Consider the following 21997-nt stretch of genomic DNA (forward strand, 5'->3'; position numbering starts at 1 on the left):
AATGGGCAGAAAGCAGGTGATAACAGGGCAATCTCATACACGGACAGCCTGTTTACCTGCGCCGACCAGTCTCGCCAATATTCGTCTGGCCATATCCTGCAACGGGACGATTTCATCGACAGCGCCAAGGGTAATAGCTTCTTTGGGCATACCAAACACCACGCAACTGGTTTCATCCTGCGCCAGATTATAGGCACCTGCATGATGCATATCGAGCATTCCCGCGGCACCATCCTTGCCCATCCCCGTCAGAATCACGCCGACAGCATTTTTCCCGGCGCAATGGGCCGCAGACTGAAACAGTACATCCACTGATGGGCGGTGGCGGTTGACCGGATCTGTTTGACTCAATTCGGTCACATAGTTAGCACCGCTTTTCTTCAGCAGGAGATGGGAATGACCCGGTGCGAGATATGCATGACCCGGCAGCACCCGCTCGCCTCCTTCGGCCTCCTTGACCCGGATTTTGCATAACCGGTCGAGCCGCTCGGCAAAGGAACGGGTAAACCCTTCCGGCATATGCTGAGTAATCAGTATACCCGGACAATCCGGCGGCAAATGAATCAGCACATCTTTGATGGCCTCGGTACCGCCAGTAGATGCCCCAATGATGATCAGCTTTTCGGTAGAAATACCGTGATGCCGCGGCATCTGTACAATACTTCCACTTGCAGCACCATTGCTGGCAACGGGTTCCAGACGATGGATACGTGCCGTGCTGGCAGTACGAATTTTTCCTGTAATTTCATCTGTGTAGGCTTCGAGGCTATTGCGGATATCCATCTTTGGTTTGGCAACAAAATCAACGGCCCCCAGTTCCAGCGCCCGAAAGGTTACTTCTGATCCCCGCTCAGTCAGTGTCGATACCATCACCACCGGCATGGGCCGCAATCGCATCAGTTTCTCCAGAAATTCCAGGCCATCCATCTTTGGCATTTCCACATCCAGCGTCAGTACATCCGGATTCAATGTCCGGATCATTTCACGCGCCACTATCGGATCCGGGGCCGCACCAATCACCTCCATATCCGGCCGGGCATTGATGATCTCGGTCAGTAATTTGCGAATCAGGGCTGAATCATCAATGATAAGTACACTGATCTTTTTCATGAGCTCCTCCTCAATTTTCACGCGTACCTGGCTGTATTGCAGACTGCGCTACAGACAGCAGTAACCGGCTGTAATTCTGCTCGCGCTCGACAATGGTATCGTTACGCGATACATATAATTTCTTCTGCAACACTCGGCCGTTTTTGGGGAAAAAATGGATCTTGCGTGGATGATTACCTTCCAGATCTGCCGCCAGAATTGGAATCCCCCGTTCCGCCAGATATTTTTTGACAAACCGGGTATTCTGCGAACCGATCATTGATGACACCATGGCACGCTGCACATTACCCCCTCCAAATACCTTGGAAACCAGATTCTCCTTGTGTGCCCCGTTTCTGAGCAGCTCGCGAATCAGGATATCCATTGCATAGCCACCGAAACGCGCGCATTCCACCTGAAGTCCCTGGTCATCTTCGCCTCTAGGCAGCATAAAATGATTCATTCCGCCCACGCCGCTCTGACCGTCATAAATACAGGCTGAAACGCAGGAACCCAGTACTGTACTCAGCACCATATTCCGAGTGGTCACAAAATATTCTCCCGGCAGCAGTTTGACCGCTTCCGTATTCAGGCGCTGATCGAAATAGAAATTTGAAGCAAACTGAGGATTAACCATAGCAAGGCAGAGCTACCCGATAATTTATCAAATCTGTTTTTGGTACAGAGATTGGCATAGCCCTGATTCTGCTGCCTATTTCTTAACTGGCTTATAAACAGTGCGATCAATGAGCCTGATCAGGTCGGAAGCATGCTGGAACACTTCCGAGTGGCCCATGAACAGCAGTCCGTCACGATCAAGCAACGGTACAAATTTCTGCAAAATCCGATACTGCGTCGGCTTATCAAAATAAATCATGACATTACGGCAGAAAATCGCATCAAGAGGTCCGCGCATCGGCCACTTGGGATCCAGCAGATTAAATGGCCTGAATGTAACCAAGTCACGCAATTCCTGTCGCACCCGGGCATAGCCTGAGGTACTGCTTTTCCCTTTGAGAAAAAATCTTCTGATTCTCTCAGAGGACATGGATTCCAGCCTGTCGAGGGGATAAACGCCCTCACGCGCTGCTGCCAGCACTTCGGTATCAATGTCGGTGGCAAGGATACGGACAGGGGGTTTCATTGAATTAAAGGTTTCCACCATGGTCATGGCCATCGAATAAGGTTCTTCCCCGGTAGAAGCCGCGCTGCACCAGAGTTTCACCGTGTGGCCAGGCTGACGTTTCTTCACATGCTCGGCCAGCATTGGAAAATGGTGAGCTTCCCGGAAGAACGATGTCAGATTGGTGGTCAGCGCATTGGTGAATGACTCCCACTCTACATCCTCGCTATCTCTTTCCAGGCGCTGCAAATAGTCGTTGAAATTGTTCGTCCCGGTTGCGCGCAGACGTTTCGAAAGACGGGTATACACCATCTCCTGACGATTCTCGGCCAGTGCGATGCCGGCGCGCGCATAAATCAGCTTTTTCACACATTCGAAGTCATGTGAGGAAAACGCGTACTCACGTGTATTGTGTTCACCCGAAGCACGTGCATTCATGGCAGATGACCGTCAGGTGAACAGAACCTGCTACCTGTCATCACCGTAATGATGACAGGCAGGGAATCCCCCCCCCACCTTACTTCGCGCACCTCTGCCACTTCAGGTTGTACGACCCCGGATTCCGTCATCGTGTATTGCATGTCTTTCCTCCCGTCATCAGCCCCGAATTTTGTCTTCGCAAGACCGCAAGTGCCGTTTAGCCGCAAATAAAGCGTGGTGAATAACGATTCAATGTCTCTATTACCGCCGCTACCGGATTGCTTCACGCCGATGGCACTCGCAAAAACGGCCAGGATTGAGCCAAGACGAATATTTTCATCGATCGGTGTCATCAACAAGATCCGGTTTCAAAATTCTTCCCATCCCCCTTCGGTGCCGGCGGAAACCGATGCAACAGAGCTTCTGGTAGCTGCTTTCTTCCGGTTTCGGGTTTGTGGCAAGCGCTCGACGTTGGTTGCCCGGTTAGGGCTGCGCCGTTCGACGGATGGCGGGTTGTCCGTATGAGCTGCAGCCATTCCATGCTCCAGCTTGAACGCCGCTACTGCACGCGACAGTTGTTCTGCCTGTTCGCGCATGGATTCGGATGCAGCTGCCGCCTCTTCCACCAGCGCCGCATTCTGTTGCGTGATCTCATCCATTTGTGAAATGGCCTGATTGACCTGTTCGATCCCCAAGCTCTGCTCATGGGAAGCAGCCGAAATCTCGCCCATGATGTCGGTCACACGCTTGACTGACAGCACCACTTCTTCCATCGTCCTGCCAGCCTGATCCACCAGCTGGGTGCCGTCTTCCACCTTGTGCACCGAATTGCTGATCAGTCCCTTGATTTCCCGCGCCGCTGCCGCAGAACGTTGTGCCAGGGTGCGTACTTCAGTCGCCACTACGGCAAACCCGCGTCCCTGTTCACCGGCACGCGCTGCTTCCACCGCCGCATTCAGTGCCAGAATATTGGTCTGGAAGGCAATGCCGTCGATCACGCTGATGATGTCGACAATCTTCTTCGAGCTGTCGTTGATCGCGCTCATGGTCTGTACCACCTGACTGACGACCTCACCGCCTTTCACGGCCACATCGGAAGCCGAAGCCGCCAGCTGGTTGGCCTGGCGAGCATTGTCCGCGTTCTGTTTTACCGTCGAAGTCAGTTCCTCCATGCTGGCAGCGGTCTTCTCCAGGTTGGCTGCCTGCTGTTCGGTACGTTGTGAAAGATCGGTATTCCCATCGGCAATCTCTTTCGAAGCTGTGGTGATCAGTCCGGCTGCATCCTTGATCTGTCTGACAATGCTGGCAAGTTGATCCACGGTCGAATTCGAATCATCTTTCAACTTGCCCAACATACCTTGATAGTCATGGGTAATGTGCATGGTCAGGTTACCCTGTGCCAGAGCCTCCAGCATGGTAGCCATCTCATCTAACCCTTGTGAAGTGCTCTCCATCAGCCGATTGATTCCTTCTGCCAGTTGCCGAAAAAAACCTTCCTTACCAGCCAACACCAAACGCTTGCTGAAGTCACCCGCCACACCCGCCTGAACGATTTCCATGACTTCCTTTTCGACTGTCAGCTCCTGAGTACGGTCACGCCATTCAACCACAGCACCTGCCCGTTCACCCGATTCGCTGGTAACCGGCATCAACAGCAGTGAATACGTCCGCTCTCCGATTCTGACGTTATCGATCTGTTGCTGCCCGGCCAGATCTCTCAATCGACTTTGCAATGATTCGCATACATCCACTTCATTGGCTTCATTGACCAGAATTTCCTGCACCATCCGGTTCATGAAAATGATCGTTCCGGTGTTATCAGCAATCATGACCGCAGAAGTTGCGATATCCAGCGCATTACGTACCCGCAGATTCTCGATGTTCATCCGCTTGGTTTCGGTGAAATCGATCCCCGCACGAATCTGCATGGATTTTAGTGCTTCGGTCAGCCGTCCGATTTCATCATTACGATCGAGGAGGATCTGGCTGGTGTAATCACCCTGCGCCATTTTGTCCAGATGATGAATCATGGTATCCATCGGCTGGCGGATACAGCGATACAGCAGCACGCCCATTCCAACTGCCAGACAGACACTCAACCCCATCCCGGCAAACGCCAGATTCAGCTGGCCCTGCATCATCAGCCAGGCAGAACCCGCCATGACCAGCAAAGGTACCGCACCAAACCCGGTGATCCGTGTTTTCAGGCTGAGATGGCGGAATTTCTCGCGCAATGACCCCAGCCAGTTATCTGCCACTACCTCTCCGGCAACGATTCGCACCTTTGCCATACCCTCACGCATCTGGCGATAGAGTGTCTCGGCTGCCTGAATCTGATCACGCGATGGCTTGCTGCGCACAGACATGTGTCCGGTCACCTTGCCATGTTCCCTGATGGGTGTCACATTGGCATATACCCAGTAACAGCTGCCATCCTTGGAACGATTTTTGACCATACCGCTCCACGGCCTGCCCCGTTTGAGCGTATTCCAGAAATCTGCAAAGGCTTCCGGCGGCATATCCGGATGGCGGATGATGTTATGCGCCTGTCCGACCAATTCCTGCTCTGTAAAGCCACTCATTCGGATGAAGGGTTCATTGATATAAGTAATGACCCCCTTGGGTGTCGTCATGGAAACGAGAAACTCTCCATCCCGCATTTCCCGTTCCACATTGGTAACCGGCATATTGACTCGCATGATCTCGCTTTCTTGGTAAGTTACGTTATTGACAGAAATACTGTTTTATCGGCATCAGCCGGATTGATTGGCGTTCTCCTCCTTCATATAAAAAATATTGCAGGCTGTACAATTCAAAATTTTGTCTTTGCAAGTCATGTAGTCACGTGGCAATCCAGTGCTGCTGCTACCGGACTGCTTCATGCTCAAATTATTTTGTAGTGACGAATGTTTTATTCTGTTTCAGAACTCTTCCCAGTCACCATCCGTACCGGTTGGAACGGAGGAGGATGCACCCGGGGAAGCAGTTTTCCTGTGGCCTTTTACTTGTTGCGGCAGGCGTTCGACGTTGGTTGCCCGGTTGGGGCCGCGCCGCTCGACGAATGGCTGGTTGTCCGTATGAGCTGCAGCCATTCCGTGCTCCAGCTTGAATGCTGCCACCGCACGGGATAGTTGATCCGCCTGTTCGCGCATCGATTCGGAAGCCGCAGCCGCTTCTTCCACCAGCGCCGCATTTTGTTGCGTGATCTCGTCCATTTGTGAAATGGCCTGATTGACCTGTTCGATCCCCAAGCTCTGCTCATGGGAAGCAGCCGAAATCTCGCCCATGATGTCGGTCACACGCTTGACTGACAGCACCACTTCTTCCATCGTCCTGCCAGCCTGATCCACCAGCTGGGTGCCATCTTCCACCTTGTGCACCGAATTGCTGATCAGTTCCTTGATTTCCCGCGCCGCTGCCGCAGAGCGTTGTGCCAGCGTGCGTACTTCGGTTGCCACCACGGCAAACCCGCGTCCCTGTTCACCGGCACGCGCCGCTTCCACCGCCGCATTCAGTGCCAGAATATTGGTCTGGAAGGCAATGCCGTCGATCACACTGATGATGTCGACGATCTTCTTGGAACTGTCGTTGATCGCGCTCATGGTCTGTACCACCTGACTGACGACCTCGCCGCCTTTCACGGCCACATCGGAAGCCGAAGCCGCCAGCTGGTTGGCCTGACGGGCATTGTCCGCATTCTGTTTCACCGTCGAAGTCAGCTCTTCCATGCTGGCAGCAGTTTCTTCCAGATTGGCCGCCTGCTCTTCCGTGCGTTGTGAAAGATCCGAATTACCGTCGGCAATCTCTTTCGATGCGGTGGAAATCAGTCCGGTTGCATCCTTGATCTGTCTGACGATACTGGCAAGCTGTCCCACGGTGATATTGGCATCATCCTTCATGGTGGCAAACATTCCCTGGTACTCTCGTGTGATCTTCTGCGTCAGATCACCCTCCGCCAGCGCATCCATGATGCGAATGACATCCTCCAGGCTGGTTTCGCAGGTTTGCATCAACTGATTGAGGCTGCTCACCATGGCATGGAATTCGTGCTGATATTTATCAGCATGGCCACGGCGAGAAAAATCACCCGCCGTAGCGCCTTCCACCAGATGTTTGATTTCCCCGTTGATCGCCTGCAAGCAGGCCTTGACCTTATCCATCGCCTCAGTAATTTTTGCCTTCTCACCGGGCAATCGATCCATATCCACTGACAAATCGCCCTGTGCATAGCGTGTAACGACTTCTACCACGCGCTGTTTGACGGCGATATGGGATGCCACCAGTTCATTGACAGAATTGGCGATTTCACCGTAACTGCCGGGAAACTGGTTTGCCGGAATACGGTAACTGATCGCCCCGGCGTCATGCTGCTGACTCATTTTTTGCTGGGCAGACATGAAACCGTTCAGCACTTCCATCATCTTCGTCATCGACTGCAGCAACCTGGAAATTTCATCACGGCCAGTCACTTCGATGCGTTGATCCAGCCGGCCGTTGGCAATACCATCCGCTACCTCCATCGCCTGATTGATCGAACGGCTGACGCCACGGATCAGCACGAATCCCACCCCGCCCGCCAGCAGAATTCCCAGCACGGTCAGGGTAATCGTGGTGGCAAAAATAATAGAAGTCATTGCCTGTAACTGTTCATATTCCTGTGCCGTCACGCTTTCCTGCAGACCGATCAGTTGCATCAATGAGCCATGTACTGCCTCATATTTGGGGCCAGCGTCCTGCAGGGTAACTTCTACCGCTGCATCGAAATTGCCATTGATCGCATGATTGAGCGTCTGGTTGCGCGCTGCCTGGTAAACCTTCCATTGTTCAGTAAAACGTCCGGCCAGTGACTGTTCTTCCGGGGTCATGTAGGTCTGGGTGAATTTTCGCCACAATTCGTTAATTTTGGCATCCTCGTCGACTACCTGCGCGGCACGCTGCCTGGCAACGCCGGTATCGCGCAAATTGGTTACCAGTAACGCATACATGCGCACTTGCAGCAGGCTGTCCAGTATTTGCGAGAAATGACCAAGCACCACCACCCTATCCTGATAAATCGTTTCCAGCTTTGTCTTGGATTGATACAGGCCGTACAACCCGACGGATCCCACACTGATCAGTGCCAAAGACAGCAGGCCGACTATAAAAATCAGCCGTGATTTGATCGTCATGTTCTGCAACATTTCTGCTCCCGATAAAGTAACTTGTTTCCCAAAATAAATACTGTGCACCCGTCACAGCCACTGATTTCTACAACTATTTGCCTGTCTGTTCCAGCAGACCCATTTCCGAACTGCTCATGAGCTTCTCGATATCCACCAGAATCAGCATGCGTTCTTCCATGGTGCCAAGTCCGATGATGTATTCGGTATCGATCACCCCGCCAAACTCCGGGGCGGGGCGCAAATGTTCGGTATCCAGATTGATCACATCGGATACACCATCCACCACGATGCCGATGACACGCCCGGACAGATTCAGAATGATGACCACGGTGAACTGATCGTAGAGGGCCTCACCCAGATTGAATTTGATACGCATATCGACGATCGGGACGATGACACCGCGCAGATTGATGACCCCTTTGATGAATTCGGGGGCGTTGGCAATACGGGTGATGGCGTCGTATCCGCGTATTTCCTGGACTTTGAGTATCTCGATACCGTATTCCTCTTTCCCCAGGCGAAAAATCAGGAATTCACTGCTGGCAAGATTTCCAACCGGGTTAAGCGATTCACCGGCGGCTGCGGCTTGTGTCAACAACATGGTTTGCTCCTCAGTAATGTGCACAATCGGGTAGCAGTTTTAACGGCCTTCCCCACAGAAATTTGATCAATTTATTACGCTGCATGGATCATTCTCTGTTTTGTGACATTGACCAGTCCCACAGCGTCGAGGATCAGAGCAACACTGCCATCGCCCATGATAGTGGCACCCGAAACTCCCGCTACGCGGCGATAGTTGCTTTCCAGACTCTTGATCACCACCTGGTGCTGGCCGATCAGCGTATCGACAAACATGGCGACCTTGCTGCCTTCGGCATCGAGAATCACCAGAATGCCCTCGTGGATGTTTTTGACGGCCGGTTCCAGATTGAAAATTTCATGCAGGGCAATCACCGGCAAGTATTCTCCGCGCACCTGTACCACACGCCCCTGACCTTGTATGGTGCGGATATCCTCTGCAGCAGGTTTGAGTGATTCGGTAATATAGGTCAGCGGAATGATGAACATCTGGTCACCCACGGCAACCGACAATCCATCCAATATGGCGAGCGTCAGCGGCAGACGGATCGAGATCCGGGTGCCCTGTCCGGTAATCGAATCGATCTCCACCCGTCCACCAAGCCCTTCGATATTGCGTTTGACCACATCCATGCCCACACCACGGCCGGAGACATCCGTCACGACATCGGCGGTGGAGAAGCCGGCTTCGAAAATCAGCATCCACACTTCCTGATCGGTCATGTTTTCGTTGACAGGCAGGCTACGGCTTTGTGCCTTGGCCAGGATTTTCTCCCGGTTCAGTCCGCCGCCGTCATCCGCCACCTCGATGATGACACTTCCCCCCTGGTGAGAAGCACGCAGGGTAATCGTGCCGCGCGCCGGTTTACCCAGCTCCCTTCTTTTTTCCGGTGTTTCGATACCGTGATCGAGACTGTTGCGGATGAGATGGGTCAGCGGATCGGTAATTTTTTCAATCAACCCTTTATCCAGTTCGGTACCTTCACCTACGGTTTTAAGATCGACCTGCTTGCCGAGTTTGGAAGCAACATCCCTCACTACACGCGGGAATCGGCTGAAGACGAAACTGATCGGCATCATACGGATCGACATGACGGCTTCCTGCAGATCGCGCGTATTACGTTCGAGCTGATTCAGGCCGTTGAGCAGTTTTTCGAAAATGACCGGATCGATCTGGCTGGCAGTTTGCGCCAGCATGGCCTGGGTAATGACCAGCTCACCCACCAGATTGATCATCTGATCCACTTTCTCGACACTGACACGAATGGAAGAAGATTCGCTGTTTACTGTGGATTGCTCTGCCGATGGTTTCGAGCGCGGTGCGCCGGCAGTTGCTCCTGCGGGTTGCTTCGCACCGGAACTCACGAGACTGACAGGACTGGCAGAATTGGACAGGACGGGTGTTATGGTTTCTTCTTTCTCCTCCTGCACCTCAACAACTGTTGCAGCTGTCTGATCGATGACAGGAGGGTGTTTCTGTTCACATTCGATCACCGGCTCGGGAACCACTGCAGCCAATGGCGAATCGTCCGCAATTTTTCCAGCGATCTCGATAGACAAACTGGTCGGATCCACCAGAAATGCCAGTGATTCCCATACATCTTCCTCACTGATCTGCGTGGAAAGCTGCAATGTACAGACCGTTTCATTGCCCGGCTCGGTCAGGTTTTTCAGTTGCCCCTGCCGTGAGAGATCGGCCAGCAGTTTTTCCATGACCGGCCGGGCAAGGTTCGTGCAATCAAATTCGATCCGGTAGGTGGCTGCATTTTCCGGAACGGAAACCGGTTGAGCTACTGCCGCGGACAGTTCCACAACAGCGACCGGTACAGCAGCACCGACAGCGCTGGCAGATTCTTCCACCGGTGCAGATTCGATGGTTTCAGGCAGACATTCAGACAGCGTATGACTGCTGCCGGTATCCCTCTCCAGCTCTTTCAGTTTGCGATTGACTGCTTCCACTTCCGCCGGATCGGCTGAACCGTTGCCCTTGTGACCGTCGAGCTGGTGTTTCAGCACGTCCCGGGCATGCAGGAAAGCATCCACCATTTCAGCGCGCAGTTCGAGCTCATTCCTGCGCAATCTGTCCAGCAGGGATTCCAGCACGTGGGTGAGTTCTGCCATATCGGTAAAACCGAAGGTTCCCGCTCCACCTTTGATGGAATGGGCCACACGAAATATCGCATTCAGATCTTCCGGATCAGGCGACAGAATATCCAGCCTCAGCAGGCGTGTTTCCATTTCTGCCAGCAATTCACCTGCTTCCTCAAAAAATATCTCGTAAAATTGCTCGAGGTCAGTGCTCATAAGGGCTCCTGTCTTAAATTTGCAACAGATTACTGCAGCAAAACAAGTATGTAATTTCAAACAGATTGATAAACCGGCTTCATTTCTGCTGATTCCAAAGCCGGGTACAATACGCAATGACAGCCATTTCCACCCTCCCCGCTCTGAAAACCGGAAAAATGGCAGCACATAACGGCGAAAAAAGAAATCAGGCAGGCGTCTGAACGACAGGAATTCACGTTGCGACCAAGGTACGTTCCCTTGTAATATCCTCACTCGTAAGACGTTATTTATATTTCGGAAATTCGAGCAACAAGTTGAGCAAAAATAAAAATGACAAACCACACTTACGTCATCCGGCAACAGGACAGAAATGCAGCCATCAGCTTCATCGATAATCAGCTGAATCAAAACCACGCGTGGCTCAATGAAACCGAATCTCAGCGGGTGATCGCCGGGCAGGAATATCTGCAGGCCAGGACCGACCCGGCCAGTTTCAATGCATGGTGCCAGAAGTGGCTGAATGAAAGCCAATGGGCAGAAATCAAACAGGCTATCTGTATAGCCAAAGACCGGCAGGAAACAAGATTGCGATACGCTGCTGAGCCGCATAAAACCATCAGCGTGACCCATCGCGCGTGGAAAATTCTTTCCGAAATCGCGCTGCAGGAGCAGCTCACCCTGTCTGAAGTCATCGTCAACCGGTTGAGCGGCAATGATGCAACCGCCTGTCCACCCGCCAAATCGCGCTATAATCTGACCAGCTGATCTGCCACCGGATGTACTCTCAACCATCCGGCGGCAGGCATACCCGCCCTGCACTGATAGCAGGCCATGTTGACAATCCGTTTCTGTAATGATCACTCAGTCTTCACTATTGACTTACCCCCTGGCTGGCTGTCTGAATCGTCTGGCCAATAAATCAAGCCAGGTGAAACAGCGGTTACAGGCTCATGCGAATGAAACCGTATGTTTCCGTATCGACCCTCTGGCCAGCCTGTCTGTCACGATTACGCAGGACGGCCATTTCACGACAGCCGCCAAAGATACGCAAGCTGCGGTCATTCTCGACATAGCGGCCGAGCTCATCCCCCGCATTGCTTCCGGCGAGATGGCCGCGTTCGATAAAATCATCATCTGCGGTGATCCGGAACTGGCAGATACTCTGCTTTACATGGGCAAGATCTTTCAGGCGGGAATCGAAGAAAATCTGAGCTCGGTCATGGGAGATGTGCTTGCCCGGCGGGCAACCTTGACCGGACAGGAGCTGGTACGCTGGCATCTGGGAAGCATCCGCAATCTGTCGCGAGCACTGGGTGAATTCCTGAGCGAGGAGCAGCCGGTAACCGCGAGCAGAAATCGGTTCCATCAGCTTGCTTCCGAGGTTGAATCACTGCAGCGGCGGATTTTACGACTCGAGAAGCGGATTACCGCACTCGTTCCATCGTTTTCTTCGATTGCGGGCAATCTGCCCCGGACTGGCCGATGACCGAGAATCGTATGACGCAGTGCTGTGCTGCGTGCCACACTGACACCGGCCTCGTTTGCCGGTAATTTCACTGACCGGTCAACTGCCTCATGCGTTTCTTCCGCCTACTCAAAATCATCCTGATCGCTTTTCGTTTCGGTCTGGATGAAATCCTGTTCACTCAAGTTCGCCTGCGCATACTCAAGGTATTCTCGGCTTTGCTGCCATTCCGCTCACGGCTCCAGCTGCCGCGCGCGGTCAGGTTGCGTCTGGCGCTGGAAACACTGGGGCCTATTTTCATCAAGTTTGGACAGATGCTGTCCACTCGCCGGGATTTACTTGCCCAGGATTTTGCCGAGGAACTGGCACTGCTGCAGGATCGGGTACCCCCCTTCCCTTCGGAGCAGGCAGTCCAAATTCTGGAAACCGTTTACGGTAGACCGGTTCATGAGGTTTTTCTCGAATTCGATATCAAACCGGTCGCCAGTGCATCGGTTGCCCAGGTGCACTATGCGGTACTGCATGACGGCACACGCGCTGCTGTCAAGATCCTGCGACCGACCATCGCGCCGGTCATCGCACATGATGTGGCACTGATGGAAACCGGCGCCTGGTTGCTCGAATCCATCTGGCCGGATGGTAAACGGCTGAAACTGCGTGAGGTGGTGGCAGAATTCGCACGGCATCTGGGAGATGAGCTCGACCTGATCCGGGAAGCAGCCAACTGCAGCCAGTTACGGCGTAATTTTCTGGATTCTCCTCTACTGCTGGTACCGGAAGTGTACTGGGATTACTGCCACACGGAAGTCATGGTAATGGAACGCGTCGTTGGCACTCCCATCAGCCATGTCGCCTCGTTGCGCACACAGGGAATCGATATTCCTCAACTTGCCCGCATGGGAGTGGAGATCTTCTTCACCCAGGTGTTCAGGGATGGCTATTTCCATGCCGACATGCACCCCGGCAATATCTTCGTTGGCAGTGATGGGCGCTACATCGCCGTGGATTTCGGTATTATGGGTTCGCTGAGTGATCAGGATAAAAACTACCTGGCGCAGAATTTCCTGGCTTTTTTCCGCCGCGATTACCGTCGCGTAGCACAAACACATATCGAAGCAGGTTGGGCACCGAGAAATACGCGCGTGGATGACTTCGAATCTGCTATTCGTGCCGTCTGTGAACCGATTTTCGACCGGCCGCTGAAAGAAATCTATTTTGGCCGTGTGCTGCTGCGTCTGTTTCAGGCTTCGCGCCAGTTCAACGTGGAAATCCAGCCCCAGCTCGTTCTGCTGCAGAAAACCTTACTCAATATCGAAGGACTGGGTCGTGATCTGGACCCGGATCTCGATCTCTGGAAAACCGCCAAACCCTTTCTGGAAAACTGGATGGCTGAGCAGGTCGGCCTGCGCGGGCTGGTTACCCATCTCCAGAAGGAAGCAACCAACTGGGCAGTCATTCTGCCGCAGTTTCCCCGCCTGCTGCACTACAACCTGAGCCAGGAACGCGCCCAGAATCTGGAAGACAGACTGGCCCAACTGGTCGCACAGGAGAAACGGCAAAGCAGATTGCTGATGTTGCTTGCACTGTTACTGGCAGGACTACTACTTGCCCAGATATACCTCTGAACGAGGCTGAGAAACTCCGAATCCCAGTCTTCGCCGTCATTCATATAAAGGCATTCAGAGTTTCCCAACCCGGCAGAATCAAATTTGTTAAAATCCGGCTTTTTGGAATAAAGTCATGGCGTTACTCGAGTTGCGCGACGTTACCCGGCGTTTTGGCGACTTCACCGCAGTAGACTGCGTCAATCTGTCGATCGAGGCAGGCGAGCTCTTCACCTTACTGGGTCCGTCCGGCTGCGGAAAAACGACACTCCTGCGCATGATTGCCGGGTTCGATGTACCTGATTCCGGCCAGATATTGCTGGATGGACAGGATATCGCCAACACTCCACCCGAGAAACGTCCTATTCATACGGTCTTTCAGAGTTACGCCCTGTTTCCGCACATGACAGTAGCGGACAATGTTGCTTTCCCGTTGAAGATGTCGGGAAAGACACCTGCCGAAATCAAAAAACGAGTAGAAAAAGCACTGGAAGAAGTACAACTGTCCAGATTCACACACCGTTTTCCGCATGAACTGTCCGGCGGACAAAAGCAGCGGGTGGCATTTGCCCGCGGGTTGATCAACCGGCCACGCCTGCTGCTGATGGATGAGCCGCTCGGCGCCTTGGATGCAAAGCTGCGAGAAGATATGCAACGGGAGCTGATCAGCCTGCAAAAAGAGGTCGGCATCACTTTCGTTTTTGTCACTCATTCGCAGGATGAAGCGCTGGCACTCTCGCAGCGGATTGCTGTCATGAATCAGGGGCAAGTCGAGCAGATCGGTGAGCCTTCCGTAATTTACAGCCACCCGGCCAATCGCTTCATTGCCGACTTCATCGGTAAGATCAATCTGATGGCAGCACGGGTAACACAGGTTTCCGACAACGACATGACGCTGGAAATCGACCAGCTCGGCACCACCACACTCCCACTCAAACAAGGTATCAAAACCGGAGATCAGGGCGTGATGGCGATCCGCCCGGAACAAGTGAGCGTACATGCACTGGCCAGGCATGCGGAACTGCCCCATGCCCATACCGGCAAAGTGCTCGATTTTCTCTATGTTGGCGATGTCACCACCTATATCGTCGAACTGGATTGCGGTATCCGCGTGGAAGCCCTGCTGGCGAACTCCTCACCCGGACGCGCGCGTTTCTTTGAAGTGGGTGATCCGGTCATCGTCAGCTGGACACGGGAAGCCGCCCAATTTCTGATGAACTGAACATGAACAGACTTCGCCTGACACGCTGGCTGGTAAGCCTGCCACCGACACTGTTCCTGCTGCTGTTCTTTGTGGCACCCAGCCTGCTCATGATCGTGACCTCTTTCCGCTACCCAGGTGAATTTGGCGGGCTGGCACCTCTATCGGTGCCGGCAACGGGTCCCGCAGAAGAGGGTTCCGGCTTGTACGGTCTGACACTCGAAACCTACCGTTTCTTTTTCAGCGATATCCTGTACGCGGAAATTTTCCTGAAATCATTCGCGGTTGCAACGGCCACCACCCTGATCTGCCTGGTCATGGCTTACCCGGTCGCCATGCTGATCGCCCGGAGTGCAAAAAAATACCGCAATCTGATGGTACTGCTGGTGGTATTGCCATTTGCCAGCAACTTTCTGATCCGCATCTATGCCTGGATGATCATTCTCGGGCCGGAATCGACATTCAGCCACCTGATCAACAGCGTACTCGATGTGCTGGGTTTAGAACCGGTCATGCTGCTGTTTTCTCCCTTTGCTGTGCTGGTAGGCACGGTGTATGTGCATCTGCCGTTCATGATCCTGCCGCTCTACACCAATCTGGAAAAACATGATCCGGTATTGCTCGATGCAGCCCAGGATCTCGGTGCGAACCGTTGGCAGCGATTCTGGCGGGTGACCTGGCCACAATCCCTGCCGGGTGTGTTTTCCGGTTCGGCACTGGTATTCATCCCGGTACTCGGCATGTTTGCCATACCGGATATCCTGGGTGGCACCGGCGATATCCTGATCGGCAACCTGATCAAGGATCAGTTCCTCGGTACGCGCGACTGGCCGTTTGGCTCTACCCTGTCCATCATGCTCACGCTGGCGGTGCTGAGCGTGGCAGGACTAGCCACCTGGTTCGCCCGTTCCCGCACTGCTTCCAGCAATTAATTCACTGACATGAAACGTAATAATCTGACACTGTGGCTTGCAGCCATCCCGGTTTATGCATTTCTTTATATTCCGCTGATTGTCGTCGTGGTGTATTCGTTCAACGATTCCCGCCTGAATGCGGAATGGGTGGGCTTTACGCTGGACTGGTACTACAAATTGTTCAGCAATGGCGAAATGCTGCTGGCTGCCCGCAATTCGCTGATCATTGCAGTAACCGCAAGCCTGCTCGCCACTGTACTGGGAACCATGGCCGGACTGGCAATTCACCGCTACCGGCTCAAGGTACTGCCGATACTCGCCTTTACACCCATCGCCATGCCGGAAATCCTGCTGGGCGTTTCGCTGCTGCTGTTTTTCCTGCAGGTGCTGAACCTGACACTGGGCATGGTTTCAATCATCATTGCCCACACGACCTTCTGTATCGGCTTTGTCGCCATCATCGTGCGCGCCCGCCTGCAGGGTATGGATGACAGCATTTTCGAAGCAGCGCGCGATCTGGGCGCAACTCCCTGGCAGACCTTCAGGCTGATCACTCTGCCGCTGATCATGCCTGCCGTAGCCGCCGGTGCACTGATGTCGTTTACGCTGTCGATCGACGATTTCGTCATCACCTTCTTTACCAAGGGCGTTGGTGAGCCGATTCTGCCAATCCAGATCTACACCATGATCAAAATTTCAGTGACGCCCGAAGTCAATGCGATTTCCACGCTGCTGATGCTGCTGACGCTTGCCCTGATCATTCTCGCCAACCGGCTCGATGCCGGCGCGCTGCGCGGAGAATAACAGTGAAAGCGGGCATCATTCGATCGTATTTCGTCTGTCTGCTGATCAGCATACTTGCTGGATGTACTTCCGGGAGCGGATCCGGAGATAATCCATCCAATCAGCAGGATAACGTTCTGCGGCTGTTCAACTGGAATAACTACATCAGCCAGAAAACAGTCGAACGCTTCGAACAGATGTGCCAGTGCCGGGTCACACAGGACTATTATTCCGATAATGAGGAATTGCTCGCCAAACTGGCGGCCGGCGCAACCGGTTATGATCTGCTCGTTCCGACGGGTGATGCCATGGATACACTGATCCGGCAGGGCGCGCTGAGGGAGCTGGATAAATCAAAGATTTCCAATCTGAAAAATATCGATCCCGGCTACCTGAAAACCAAATTTGATCCGGACAACCGCTATTCCGTCCCGTATGCCAACACCATCACCCTGCTGGGATTCAATCGTGAAAAAATTATCGGGCTGGGGTTACCTACCGATAGCTGGGCAATCATCTTCGAGCCGGAATATCTGAAAAAAATCAGGGGACGCGTGACAGTGCTCGACAGCCAGCGCGAACTGCTGGCCGCTGCACTCAAATATCTGGGCTACTCCGCCAACGATACCGATGAGGCCCACTGGCAGCAGGCCAAGGCACTGATCATCCGCGCAAAACCCTACTGGGCCGCTTTCAACAACACCAGCTATATCCGTGAACTGGCAGTTGGCAATCTGTGGGTTGCTCACGGCTATTCGAACGATATGTTCCAGGCTGCACAGGATGCAAAAAAAACAGGGCGCCAGTTCAGTATCGATTTCGTCATTCCGAAGGAAGGCGCAGTATTATCGCTCGACAGCATGGTGCTCCACCGCAGCGGACACCGTCCCGATCTGGCACACCGCTTCATCAATTTCATGCTGGAAGGTGACAATTCCGCCGAGCTGACCAACCTGACCGGCTCCGGCAACCCCAATCTGGATGCCAGACCCCATATCCATCCCGAAATCATTGCCAACCCGGCCATTTTCCCGGATGCAGCACAATTTGCCCGGCTGGAAATGCTGGAAGATATCAACCACACACAACGCCGGCTGCTCAGCCGGATATGGACAGAAATCAAACTGAGGTAAAGGACATGACCTACTATCAGCACCATGTTTTCTTTTGCATCAACCAGCGCGCCAATGGCGAACGCTGCTGCAACGACCACCACGCCCAGGAAATGCGCGATTACACCAAAGCACGCATCAAGGCGCTCAAGCTGGATGGCAAGGGGAAAGTCCGCATCAACAACGCCGGCTGCCTCGATCGTTGCAGCGAAGGCCCGGTCATCGTTGTTTACCCGGAAGAAGTCTGGTACACCTATGTCGATCAGGAAGATATCGATGAAATCATCGAATCTCACCTGCAGAACGGAAAAATCGTCGAACGCCTGAGAATATGATCATCTCATACCGTACGGATGTATCCTCCCATACCACTCCGAGACAGCCGCTGTGTGACAAAATGATCATGATTATTTCTTGCTTGAGTATTCTGGCCGGCAATGATGATGATCTTTTTACCCATCAACTTTTTATCCCTTTACACCTGCCTCCTTTACTAATCCAGGAAACAATCCTGGATTGAACAGATAGCGGTTCAGGAAATCACGCGCTGTAAATACAGCACCCGGCATTCACTCATCATCCGGTAAACCGCCCTATACTATAATTGTCTGTCATGAAACAGTCATCTGTTACAGGGTTTATCATCCATGCCGAATGAACAGAAACGCTTCGTAACCGGCCCGGCCGGTCGACTGGAAACCGTTGTCACGCTGCCAGAGGAGGCGCCGCGCGGTCTTGCCATCGTGGCGCATCCACATCCGCTTTATAGCGGCAGCATGGACAACAAGGTCGTTTACATCCTCAGCCGGGCTTTCATCGAACAGCAGTACATCACGGTGAAATTCAATTTCCGTGGCGTGGGCGCAAGTGAAGGCAGTTATGCCGAAGGAAAAGGAGAGATCGAAGACGTCGTGGCTGTTACTCAGGCCATGCGTGAGCAATACGATAGCGGGCCGGAACCGCTGCCGCTGACACTGGCCGGTTTTTCATTCGGCGGTGCTGTCCAGGCACACGTTGCGCAGCAGCTGAAGCCCTCCAGGCTGGTACTGGTCGCACCGTCAGTGGAGCGCCTGCAGGCCCCGCCCGTGGTCGATCATGCCCAGCATATCCTGGTCATTCAGGGTGATCAGGATACGATCGTACCGCTTCAGAGCGTATTGGACTGGGCAGCTCCGCAAATGCTTCCAGTGACTGTCATTCCCGGTGCCGAGCATTTCTTCCACGGTAAGCTGCATGTCCTGAAAAATATCATTCTGCAGAGTTGCAGTATCAGCCAAGCGGCAACCAGTCTCTACCCGTAAGGAAATCGGTATAAAGTTTTGCTTCCGGGCTGCCCGCCGCGGGTGACCAGTCATAACGCCATTTGACGACAGGCGGCAGCGACATCAGGATGGATTCGGTACGCCCTCCCGACTGCAAACCGAACAGCGTTCCGCGATCCCATACCAGATTGAACTCCACATAGCGGCCACGCCGATAGGCCTGAAAATCCCGTTCACGTTCACTATAGGGAAGATCGCGTCGCTTTTGCAGAATCGGAACATACGCTGCGAGGAAATGATCACCGACACTTTTGGTCAGGTTGAAGCAGGTGGCAAAATCCGGCTGGTTGAGGTCGTCAAAAAATACCCCGCCAATTCCGCGTGGTTCCTTGCGGTGTTTCAGATAAAAGTATTCATCACACCATTTCTTGAAACGCGGGTAGTACTCTTCACCCGAAGGCTGGAGTGCATCCTTGCAAGCCTGATGAAAATGGATGGCGTCTTCTTCAAAGCCGTAATAAGGGGTGAGATCCATCCCGCCGCCAAACCACCACACCGGTTCCGCCCCTTCTCTGGTGGCTGCAAAAAAACGGACATTCATGTGGACAGTAGGCGCATAAGGATTACGCGGATGCAGCACCAGCGAAACACCTGCTGCTTCAAATGCTCTGCCGGCCAGTTCGGGCCGGGCTGCAGTGGCCGAGGCGGGCAGCCCCTTACCGAACACATGCGAGAAATTGACTCCCCCGCGTTCCAGTACGTTGCCTTCCTCGATCACACAACTGATCCCTCCCCCGCCTTCCGGGCGGTCCCAGGTATCACGGCGGAACGACTGGCCATCGACCTGCTCCAGTCCAGTCACAATTCTGTTCTGCAAATCAACCAGGTAATCCTTGACCTGTGCAAAATTCATATTCCCTCCCCATGTAATATGCTGTTCACCAATCGGTTTTTTCAGCCAATTCTACCTGCACAACCCTGAATTGGCACGCTGAAACCACGCTGACAGGTGGCCCCCAGCCCATCTCCCCGCTTTGGCTTATGTTAGACTTTGCGTTTCCCCGTTCAACCAAGGATTTGTCATGTCTGGCAACAGCATCGGAAAACTGTTCAGTGTCACTTCATTCGGTGAGTCTCACGGTCCGGCAATCGGCTGTATCGTGGATGGATGCCCGCCTGGATTAACCTTGTCGGTCGAAGACATCCAACAGGAACTGGATCGACGCAAACCCGGCACTTCCCGGCATGTCACACAGCGACGCGAGGCGGATCGGGTAGAGATACTCTCAGGCGTATTTGAAAACACAACGACGGGCACACCGATCGCCCTGCTGATCCGTAACGAGGATCAACGCAGCAAGGATTACAGCAAGATCATGGATGTGTTCCGCCCCGGCCATGCAGACTACACCTACTGGCAGAAATACGGCATCCGCGACTACCGGGGAGGAGGCCGTTCATCCGCACGGGAAACAGCCGTACGAGTAGCTGCTGGTGCCATTGCCAGGAAATGGCTGCAACAGCGCTATGGTATTGTCATCCGGGGTTACATGGCACAGCTCGGCTCGATTGTCATTCCCTTCAAAAACTGGGATGTCGTCAATCAGAATCCGTTTTTTGTTGCAGATAACGATTATGTTCAGGAACTGGAAACATTCATGGACAGCTTGCGCAAATCAGGTGATTCAGCGGGCGCCAGAATCAATGTCGTGGCTGAAAGCGTACCGGTCGGCTGGGGTGAGCCGGTTTATGACCGGCTGGATGCCGATATCGCTTACGCCATGATGAGTATCAATGCCGTCAAGGGTGTGGAAATCGGGGCCGGATTCAACAGCATTACTCAGAAAGGGACCGAACACTCGGATGAGATCACCCCGGAAGGTTTCCTGAGCAACAATGCCGGCGGGATTCTGGGTGGAATTTCCAGCGGCCAGCCGGTTGTTGTCAGTGTGGCGATCAAACCCACATCCAGTATCCGTCTGGCACGACATTCGATCGACAAGGCAGGAAATCCTGTACTGGTCGAAACCCATGGCAGGCATGATCCCTGTGTCGGCATCCGGGCAACTCCCATCGTGGAGGCTATGCTGGCCATCGTGCTGATGGATCATGCCTTGCGCCACCGTGCACAAAATGCGGATGTCGTCTGCACCACTCCCAGGATTCCCGGAAGCACCACAAACCAGACACATCCGGTAGAGATGCAGGCCAGTGCTCCCCGGGCGGAAGATCCTGAACCGGATGAATCATCGTAATTTCGTAAAAAGAAGGCTCGCTATAGAAAGGCTTTGAAAAATATTTCAAAGCCTCATATTCAGTAATACCAGTAATTGCCCCGCCAGGTTCCCAGGTAGGGATAGCCGTAGTACCACCTCTGATAAAAAACAGGCTGCCAGCGATTGACCCACCGGTGGTAAATTTCACCTGATCTGCGTTCTTCCGATGCAAAAGCAGCCGCTTCCACGAGCAACTGCTCGGATTCCTTATCCCCTCTGCTCGCAGCGATACGTAACCACTTTTCCGCTTCACGATAGTCTGCGCCCATTTCTTCAAGCCCCGTCAGATACAGGCGGCCCAGTGCCTTTTGTGCATTGAGATCGCCCCTTTCTGCTGCCTCACGCATCCACTGTAATGCCTGATAGCTATCCTGACGCACCCCATCCCCTCGGAAATATCGAAGGCCGAGATCATACGCTGCACGCGGATCCTGGCGCGCAACATCCTCGAGCACCCTGATCCTGGCCTCTTCATCCGAAGAAGCTGCAGATGAATGATTAGAAACATAGTTACCGGAACGATCTGAACAACCGGAAGAATCACAAATTCGCGACAGATCCTTTTGGGGTGAAGATGTCGTACAAGCCATCAGGATCATACTGAAAATAAGCGATAAAATGATTTGTATATTCACTTTCTTACATTCCTTTCATATATCATATAAAGATCGAATTTGAACATAAGTAACAATAAACCAAGCTAATAAAAATAGCTTTTAAT

At 53.2% G+C, this 21997-nt stretch carries 20 protein-coding genes; 10 read left to right on the forward strand and 10 right to left on the reverse strand.

What is annotated here, in order from left to right:
• Window positions 1-33: 33 nt before the first annotated feature.
• The 8 genes from HRU73_RS07645 to cheA all read right to left on the reverse strand — a co-directional run bounded on the left by HRU73_RS07645 (window position 34) and on the right by cheA (window position 10677).
• Window positions 34-1110 (reverse strand): protein-glutamate methylesterase/protein-glutamine glutaminase, encoded by a 1077-nt coding sequence (locus HRU73_RS07645; RefSeq protein ID WP_011112397.1) that lies wholly within the window; start codon window positions 1108-1110, stop codon window positions 34-36.
• 10 nt (window positions 1111-1120) lie between these two features.
• Complete coding sequence (gene cheD, locus HRU73_RS07650) at window positions 1121-1726, reverse strand: chemoreceptor glutamine deamidase CheD (protein WP_011112398.1); 606 nt, start codon at window positions 1724-1726, stop codon at window positions 1121-1123.
• A 75-nt stretch (window positions 1727-1801) separates the two neighbouring features.
• The gene (locus HRU73_RS07655) at window positions 1802-2650 is read right to left on the reverse strand and encodes a CheR family methyltransferase (protein ID WP_011112399.1); all 849 of its coding nucleotides are present in this window, start codon (window positions 2648-2650) and stop codon (window positions 1802-1804) included.
• On the reverse strand, window positions 2647-2985 hold the full coding sequence (locus HRU73_RS07660; RefSeq protein WP_041356808.1) for a hypothetical protein: 339 nt from the start codon (window positions 2983-2985) through the stop codon (window positions 2647-2649). Before HRU73_RS07660 ends, HRU73_RS07655 begins: the two co-directional genes overlap by 4 nt.
• Window positions 2986-3000: 15 nt before the next feature.
• Complete coding sequence (locus HRU73_RS07665) at window positions 3001-5331, reverse strand: methyl-accepting chemotaxis protein (RefSeq protein ID WP_287398318.1); 2331 nt, start codon at window positions 5329-5331, stop codon at window positions 3001-3003.
• Between the two features lie 222 nt (window positions 5332-5553).
• Complete coding sequence (locus tag HRU73_RS07670) at window positions 5554-7812, reverse strand: methyl-accepting chemotaxis protein (protein WP_287398320.1); 2259 nt, start codon at window positions 7810-7812, stop codon at window positions 5554-5556.
• 73 nt (window positions 7813-7885) lie between these two features.
• On the reverse strand, window positions 7886-8395 hold the full coding sequence (locus HRU73_RS07675) for a chemotaxis protein CheW (protein WP_011112403.1): 510 nt from the start codon (window positions 8393-8395) through the stop codon (window positions 7886-7888).
• Between the two features lie 74 nt (window positions 8396-8469).
• The gene (gene cheA, locus HRU73_RS07680; RefSeq protein WP_287398321.1) at window positions 8470-10677 is read right to left on the reverse strand and encodes a chemotaxis protein CheA; all 2208 of its coding nucleotides are present in this window, start codon (window positions 10675-10677) and stop codon (window positions 8470-8472) included.
• A 312-nt stretch (window positions 10678-10989) separates the two neighbouring features.
• On the opposite strand from cheA, the gene HRU73_RS07685 reads away from it, so the two are divergent.
• From HRU73_RS07685 to HRU73_RS07725, 9 genes are all read left to right on the forward strand, one after another.
• Window positions 10990-11424: a hypothetical protein gene (locus tag HRU73_RS07685; protein WP_276679458.1), complete on the forward strand. Its 435-nt coding sequence runs from the start codon at window positions 10990-10992 to the stop codon at window positions 11422-11424.
• 88 nt (window positions 11425-11512) lie between these two features.
• Window positions 11513-12145 carry a ubiquinone biosynthesis accessory factor UbiJ gene (locus tag HRU73_RS07690; protein WP_287398323.1) on the forward strand — a complete coding sequence of 211 codons (633 nt, stop codon included), beginning with the start codon at window positions 11513-11515 and terminating at the stop codon, window positions 12143-12145.
• 89 nt (window positions 12146-12234) lie between these two features.
• Window positions 12235-13749 carry a ubiquinone biosynthesis regulatory protein kinase UbiB gene (gene ubiB / locus HRU73_RS07695; protein WP_011112407.1) on the forward strand — a complete coding sequence of 505 codons (1515 nt, stop codon included), beginning with the start codon at window positions 12235-12237 and terminating at the stop codon, window positions 13747-13749.
• A 115-nt stretch (window positions 13750-13864) separates the two neighbouring features.
• The gene (locus HRU73_RS07700; protein ID WP_011112408.1) at window positions 13865-14950 is read left to right on the forward strand and encodes an ABC transporter ATP-binding protein; all 1086 of its coding nucleotides are present in this window, start codon (window positions 13865-13867) and stop codon (window positions 14948-14950) included.
• Between the two features lie 2 nt (window positions 14951-14952).
• Window positions 14953-15861 carry an ABC transporter permease gene (locus HRU73_RS07705; protein ID WP_276818112.1) on the forward strand — a complete coding sequence of 303 codons (909 nt, stop codon included), beginning with the start codon at window positions 14953-14955 and terminating at the stop codon, window positions 15859-15861.
• A gap of 9 nt (window positions 15862-15870) precedes the next feature.
• Window positions 15871-16647: an ABC transporter permease gene (locus HRU73_RS07710; RefSeq protein ID WP_281870425.1), complete on the forward strand. Its 777-nt coding sequence runs from the start codon at window positions 15871-15873 to the stop codon at window positions 16645-16647.
• Between the two features lie 2 nt (window positions 16648-16649).
• Window positions 16650-17759, forward strand: a complete 1110-nt coding sequence (locus HRU73_RS07715; protein WP_276818110.1) for an ABC transporter substrate-binding protein — start codon at window positions 16650-16652, stop codon at window positions 17757-17759.
• 5 nt (window positions 17760-17764) lie between these two features.
• On the forward strand, window positions 17765-18073 hold the full coding sequence (locus tag HRU73_RS07720; protein ID WP_276818109.1) for a (2Fe-2S) ferredoxin domain-containing protein: 309 nt from the start codon (window positions 17765-17767) through the stop codon (window positions 18071-18073).
• Between the two features lie 312 nt (window positions 18074-18385).
• Window positions 18386-19039: an alpha/beta hydrolase gene (locus HRU73_RS07725; RefSeq protein WP_287398325.1), complete on the forward strand. Its 654-nt coding sequence runs from the start codon at window positions 18386-18388 to the stop codon at window positions 19037-19039.
• Here HRU73_RS07725 and hemF read toward each other — a convergent pair.
• Entirely contained in the window at window positions 19008-19913 is a 906-nt protein-coding gene (hemF, locus tag HRU73_RS07730) for an oxygen-dependent coproporphyrinogen oxidase (protein WP_287398326.1), read from the reverse strand. The two genes, HRU73_RS07725 and hemF, sit on opposite strands and share 32 nt — an antisense overlap.
• A gap of 169 nt (window positions 19914-20082) precedes the next feature.
• Here hemF and aroC point away from each other — a divergent pair, with 169 nt between their 5' ends.
• On the forward strand, window positions 20083-21255 hold the full coding sequence (gene aroC / locus HRU73_RS07735; protein ID WP_287398328.1) for a chorismate synthase: 1173 nt from the start codon (window positions 20083-20085) through the stop codon (window positions 21253-21255).
• 59 nt (window positions 21256-21314) lie between these two features.
• Here aroC and HRU73_RS07740 read toward each other — a convergent pair whose 3' ends face one another.
• On the reverse strand, window positions 21315-21911 hold the full coding sequence (locus tag HRU73_RS07740) for a tetratricopeptide repeat protein (RefSeq protein WP_011112416.1): 597 nt from the start codon (window positions 21909-21911) through the stop codon (window positions 21315-21317).
• Window positions 21912-21997 lie beyond the last annotated feature (86 nt).

Origin of the sequence: Nitrosomonas sp. H1_AOB3, from assembly GCF_015709435.1 — a bacterium.
Taxonomy (GTDB): Bacteria; Pseudomonadota; Gammaproteobacteria; order Burkholderiales; family Nitrosomonadaceae; genus Nitrosomonas; species Nitrosomonas europaea.

Bases quoted from the DNA above. Each gene is read 5' to 3' on its own strand.
- HRU73_RS07645 (WP_011112397.1), bottom strand. From the start codon at position 1,110: ATGAAAAAGATCAGTGTACTTATCATTGATGATTCAGCCCTGATTCGC.
- cheD (WP_011112398.1), bottom strand. From the start codon at position 1,726: ATGGTTAATCCTCAGTTTGCTTCAAATTTCTATTTCGATCAGCGCCTG.
- HRU73_RS07655 (WP_011112399.1), bottom strand. From the start codon at position 2,650: ATGAATGCACGTGCTTCGGGTGAACACAATACACGTGAGTACGCGTTT.
- HRU73_RS07660 (WP_041356808.1), bottom strand. From the start codon at position 2,985: ATGACACCGATCGATGAAAATATTCGTCTTGGCTCAATCCTGGCCGTT.
- HRU73_RS07665 (WP_287398318.1), bottom strand. From the start codon at position 5,331: ATGCGAGTCAATATGCCGGTTACCAATGTGGAACGGGAAATGCGGGAT.
- HRU73_RS07670 (WP_287398320.1), bottom strand. From the start codon at position 7,812: ATGTTGCAGAACATGACGATCAAATCACGGCTGATTTTTATAGTCGGC.
- HRU73_RS07675 (WP_011112403.1), bottom strand. From the start codon at position 8,395: ATGTTGTTGACACAAGCCGCAGCCGCCGGTGAATCGCTTAACCCGGTT.
- cheA (WP_287398321.1), bottom strand. From the start codon at position 10,677: ATGAGCACTGACCTCGAGCAATTTTACGAGATATTTTTTGAGGAAGCA.
- HRU73_RS07685 (WP_276679458.1), top strand. From the start codon at position 10,990: ATGACAAACCACACTTACGTCATCCGGCAACAGGACAGAAATGCAGCC.
- HRU73_RS07690 (WP_287398323.1), top strand. From the start codon at position 11,513: ATGATCACTCAGTCTTCACTATTGACTTACCCCCTGGCTGGCTGTCTG.
- ubiB (WP_011112407.1), top strand. From the start codon at position 12,235: ATGCGTTTCTTCCGCCTACTCAAAATCATCCTGATCGCTTTTCGTTTC.
- HRU73_RS07700 (WP_011112408.1), top strand. From the start codon at position 13,865: ATGGCGTTACTCGAGTTGCGCGACGTTACCCGGCGTTTTGGCGACTTC.
- HRU73_RS07705 (WP_276818112.1), top strand. From the start codon at position 14,953: ATGAACAGACTTCGCCTGACACGCTGGCTGGTAAGCCTGCCACCGACA.
- HRU73_RS07710 (WP_281870425.1), top strand. From the start codon at position 15,871: ATGAAACGTAATAATCTGACACTGTGGCTTGCAGCCATCCCGGTTTAT.
- HRU73_RS07720 (WP_276818109.1), top strand. From the start codon at position 17,765: ATGACCTACTATCAGCACCATGTTTTCTTTTGCATCAACCAGCGCGCC.
- HRU73_RS07725 (WP_287398325.1), top strand. From the start codon at position 18,386: ATGCCGAATGAACAGAAACGCTTCGTAACCGGCCCGGCCGGTCGACTG.
- hemF (WP_287398326.1), bottom strand. From the start codon at position 19,913: ATGAATTTTGCACAGGTCAAGGATTACCTGGTTGATTTGCAGAACAGA.
- aroC (WP_287398328.1), top strand. From the start codon at position 20,083: ATGTCTGGCAACAGCATCGGAAAACTGTTCAGTGTCACTTCATTCGGT.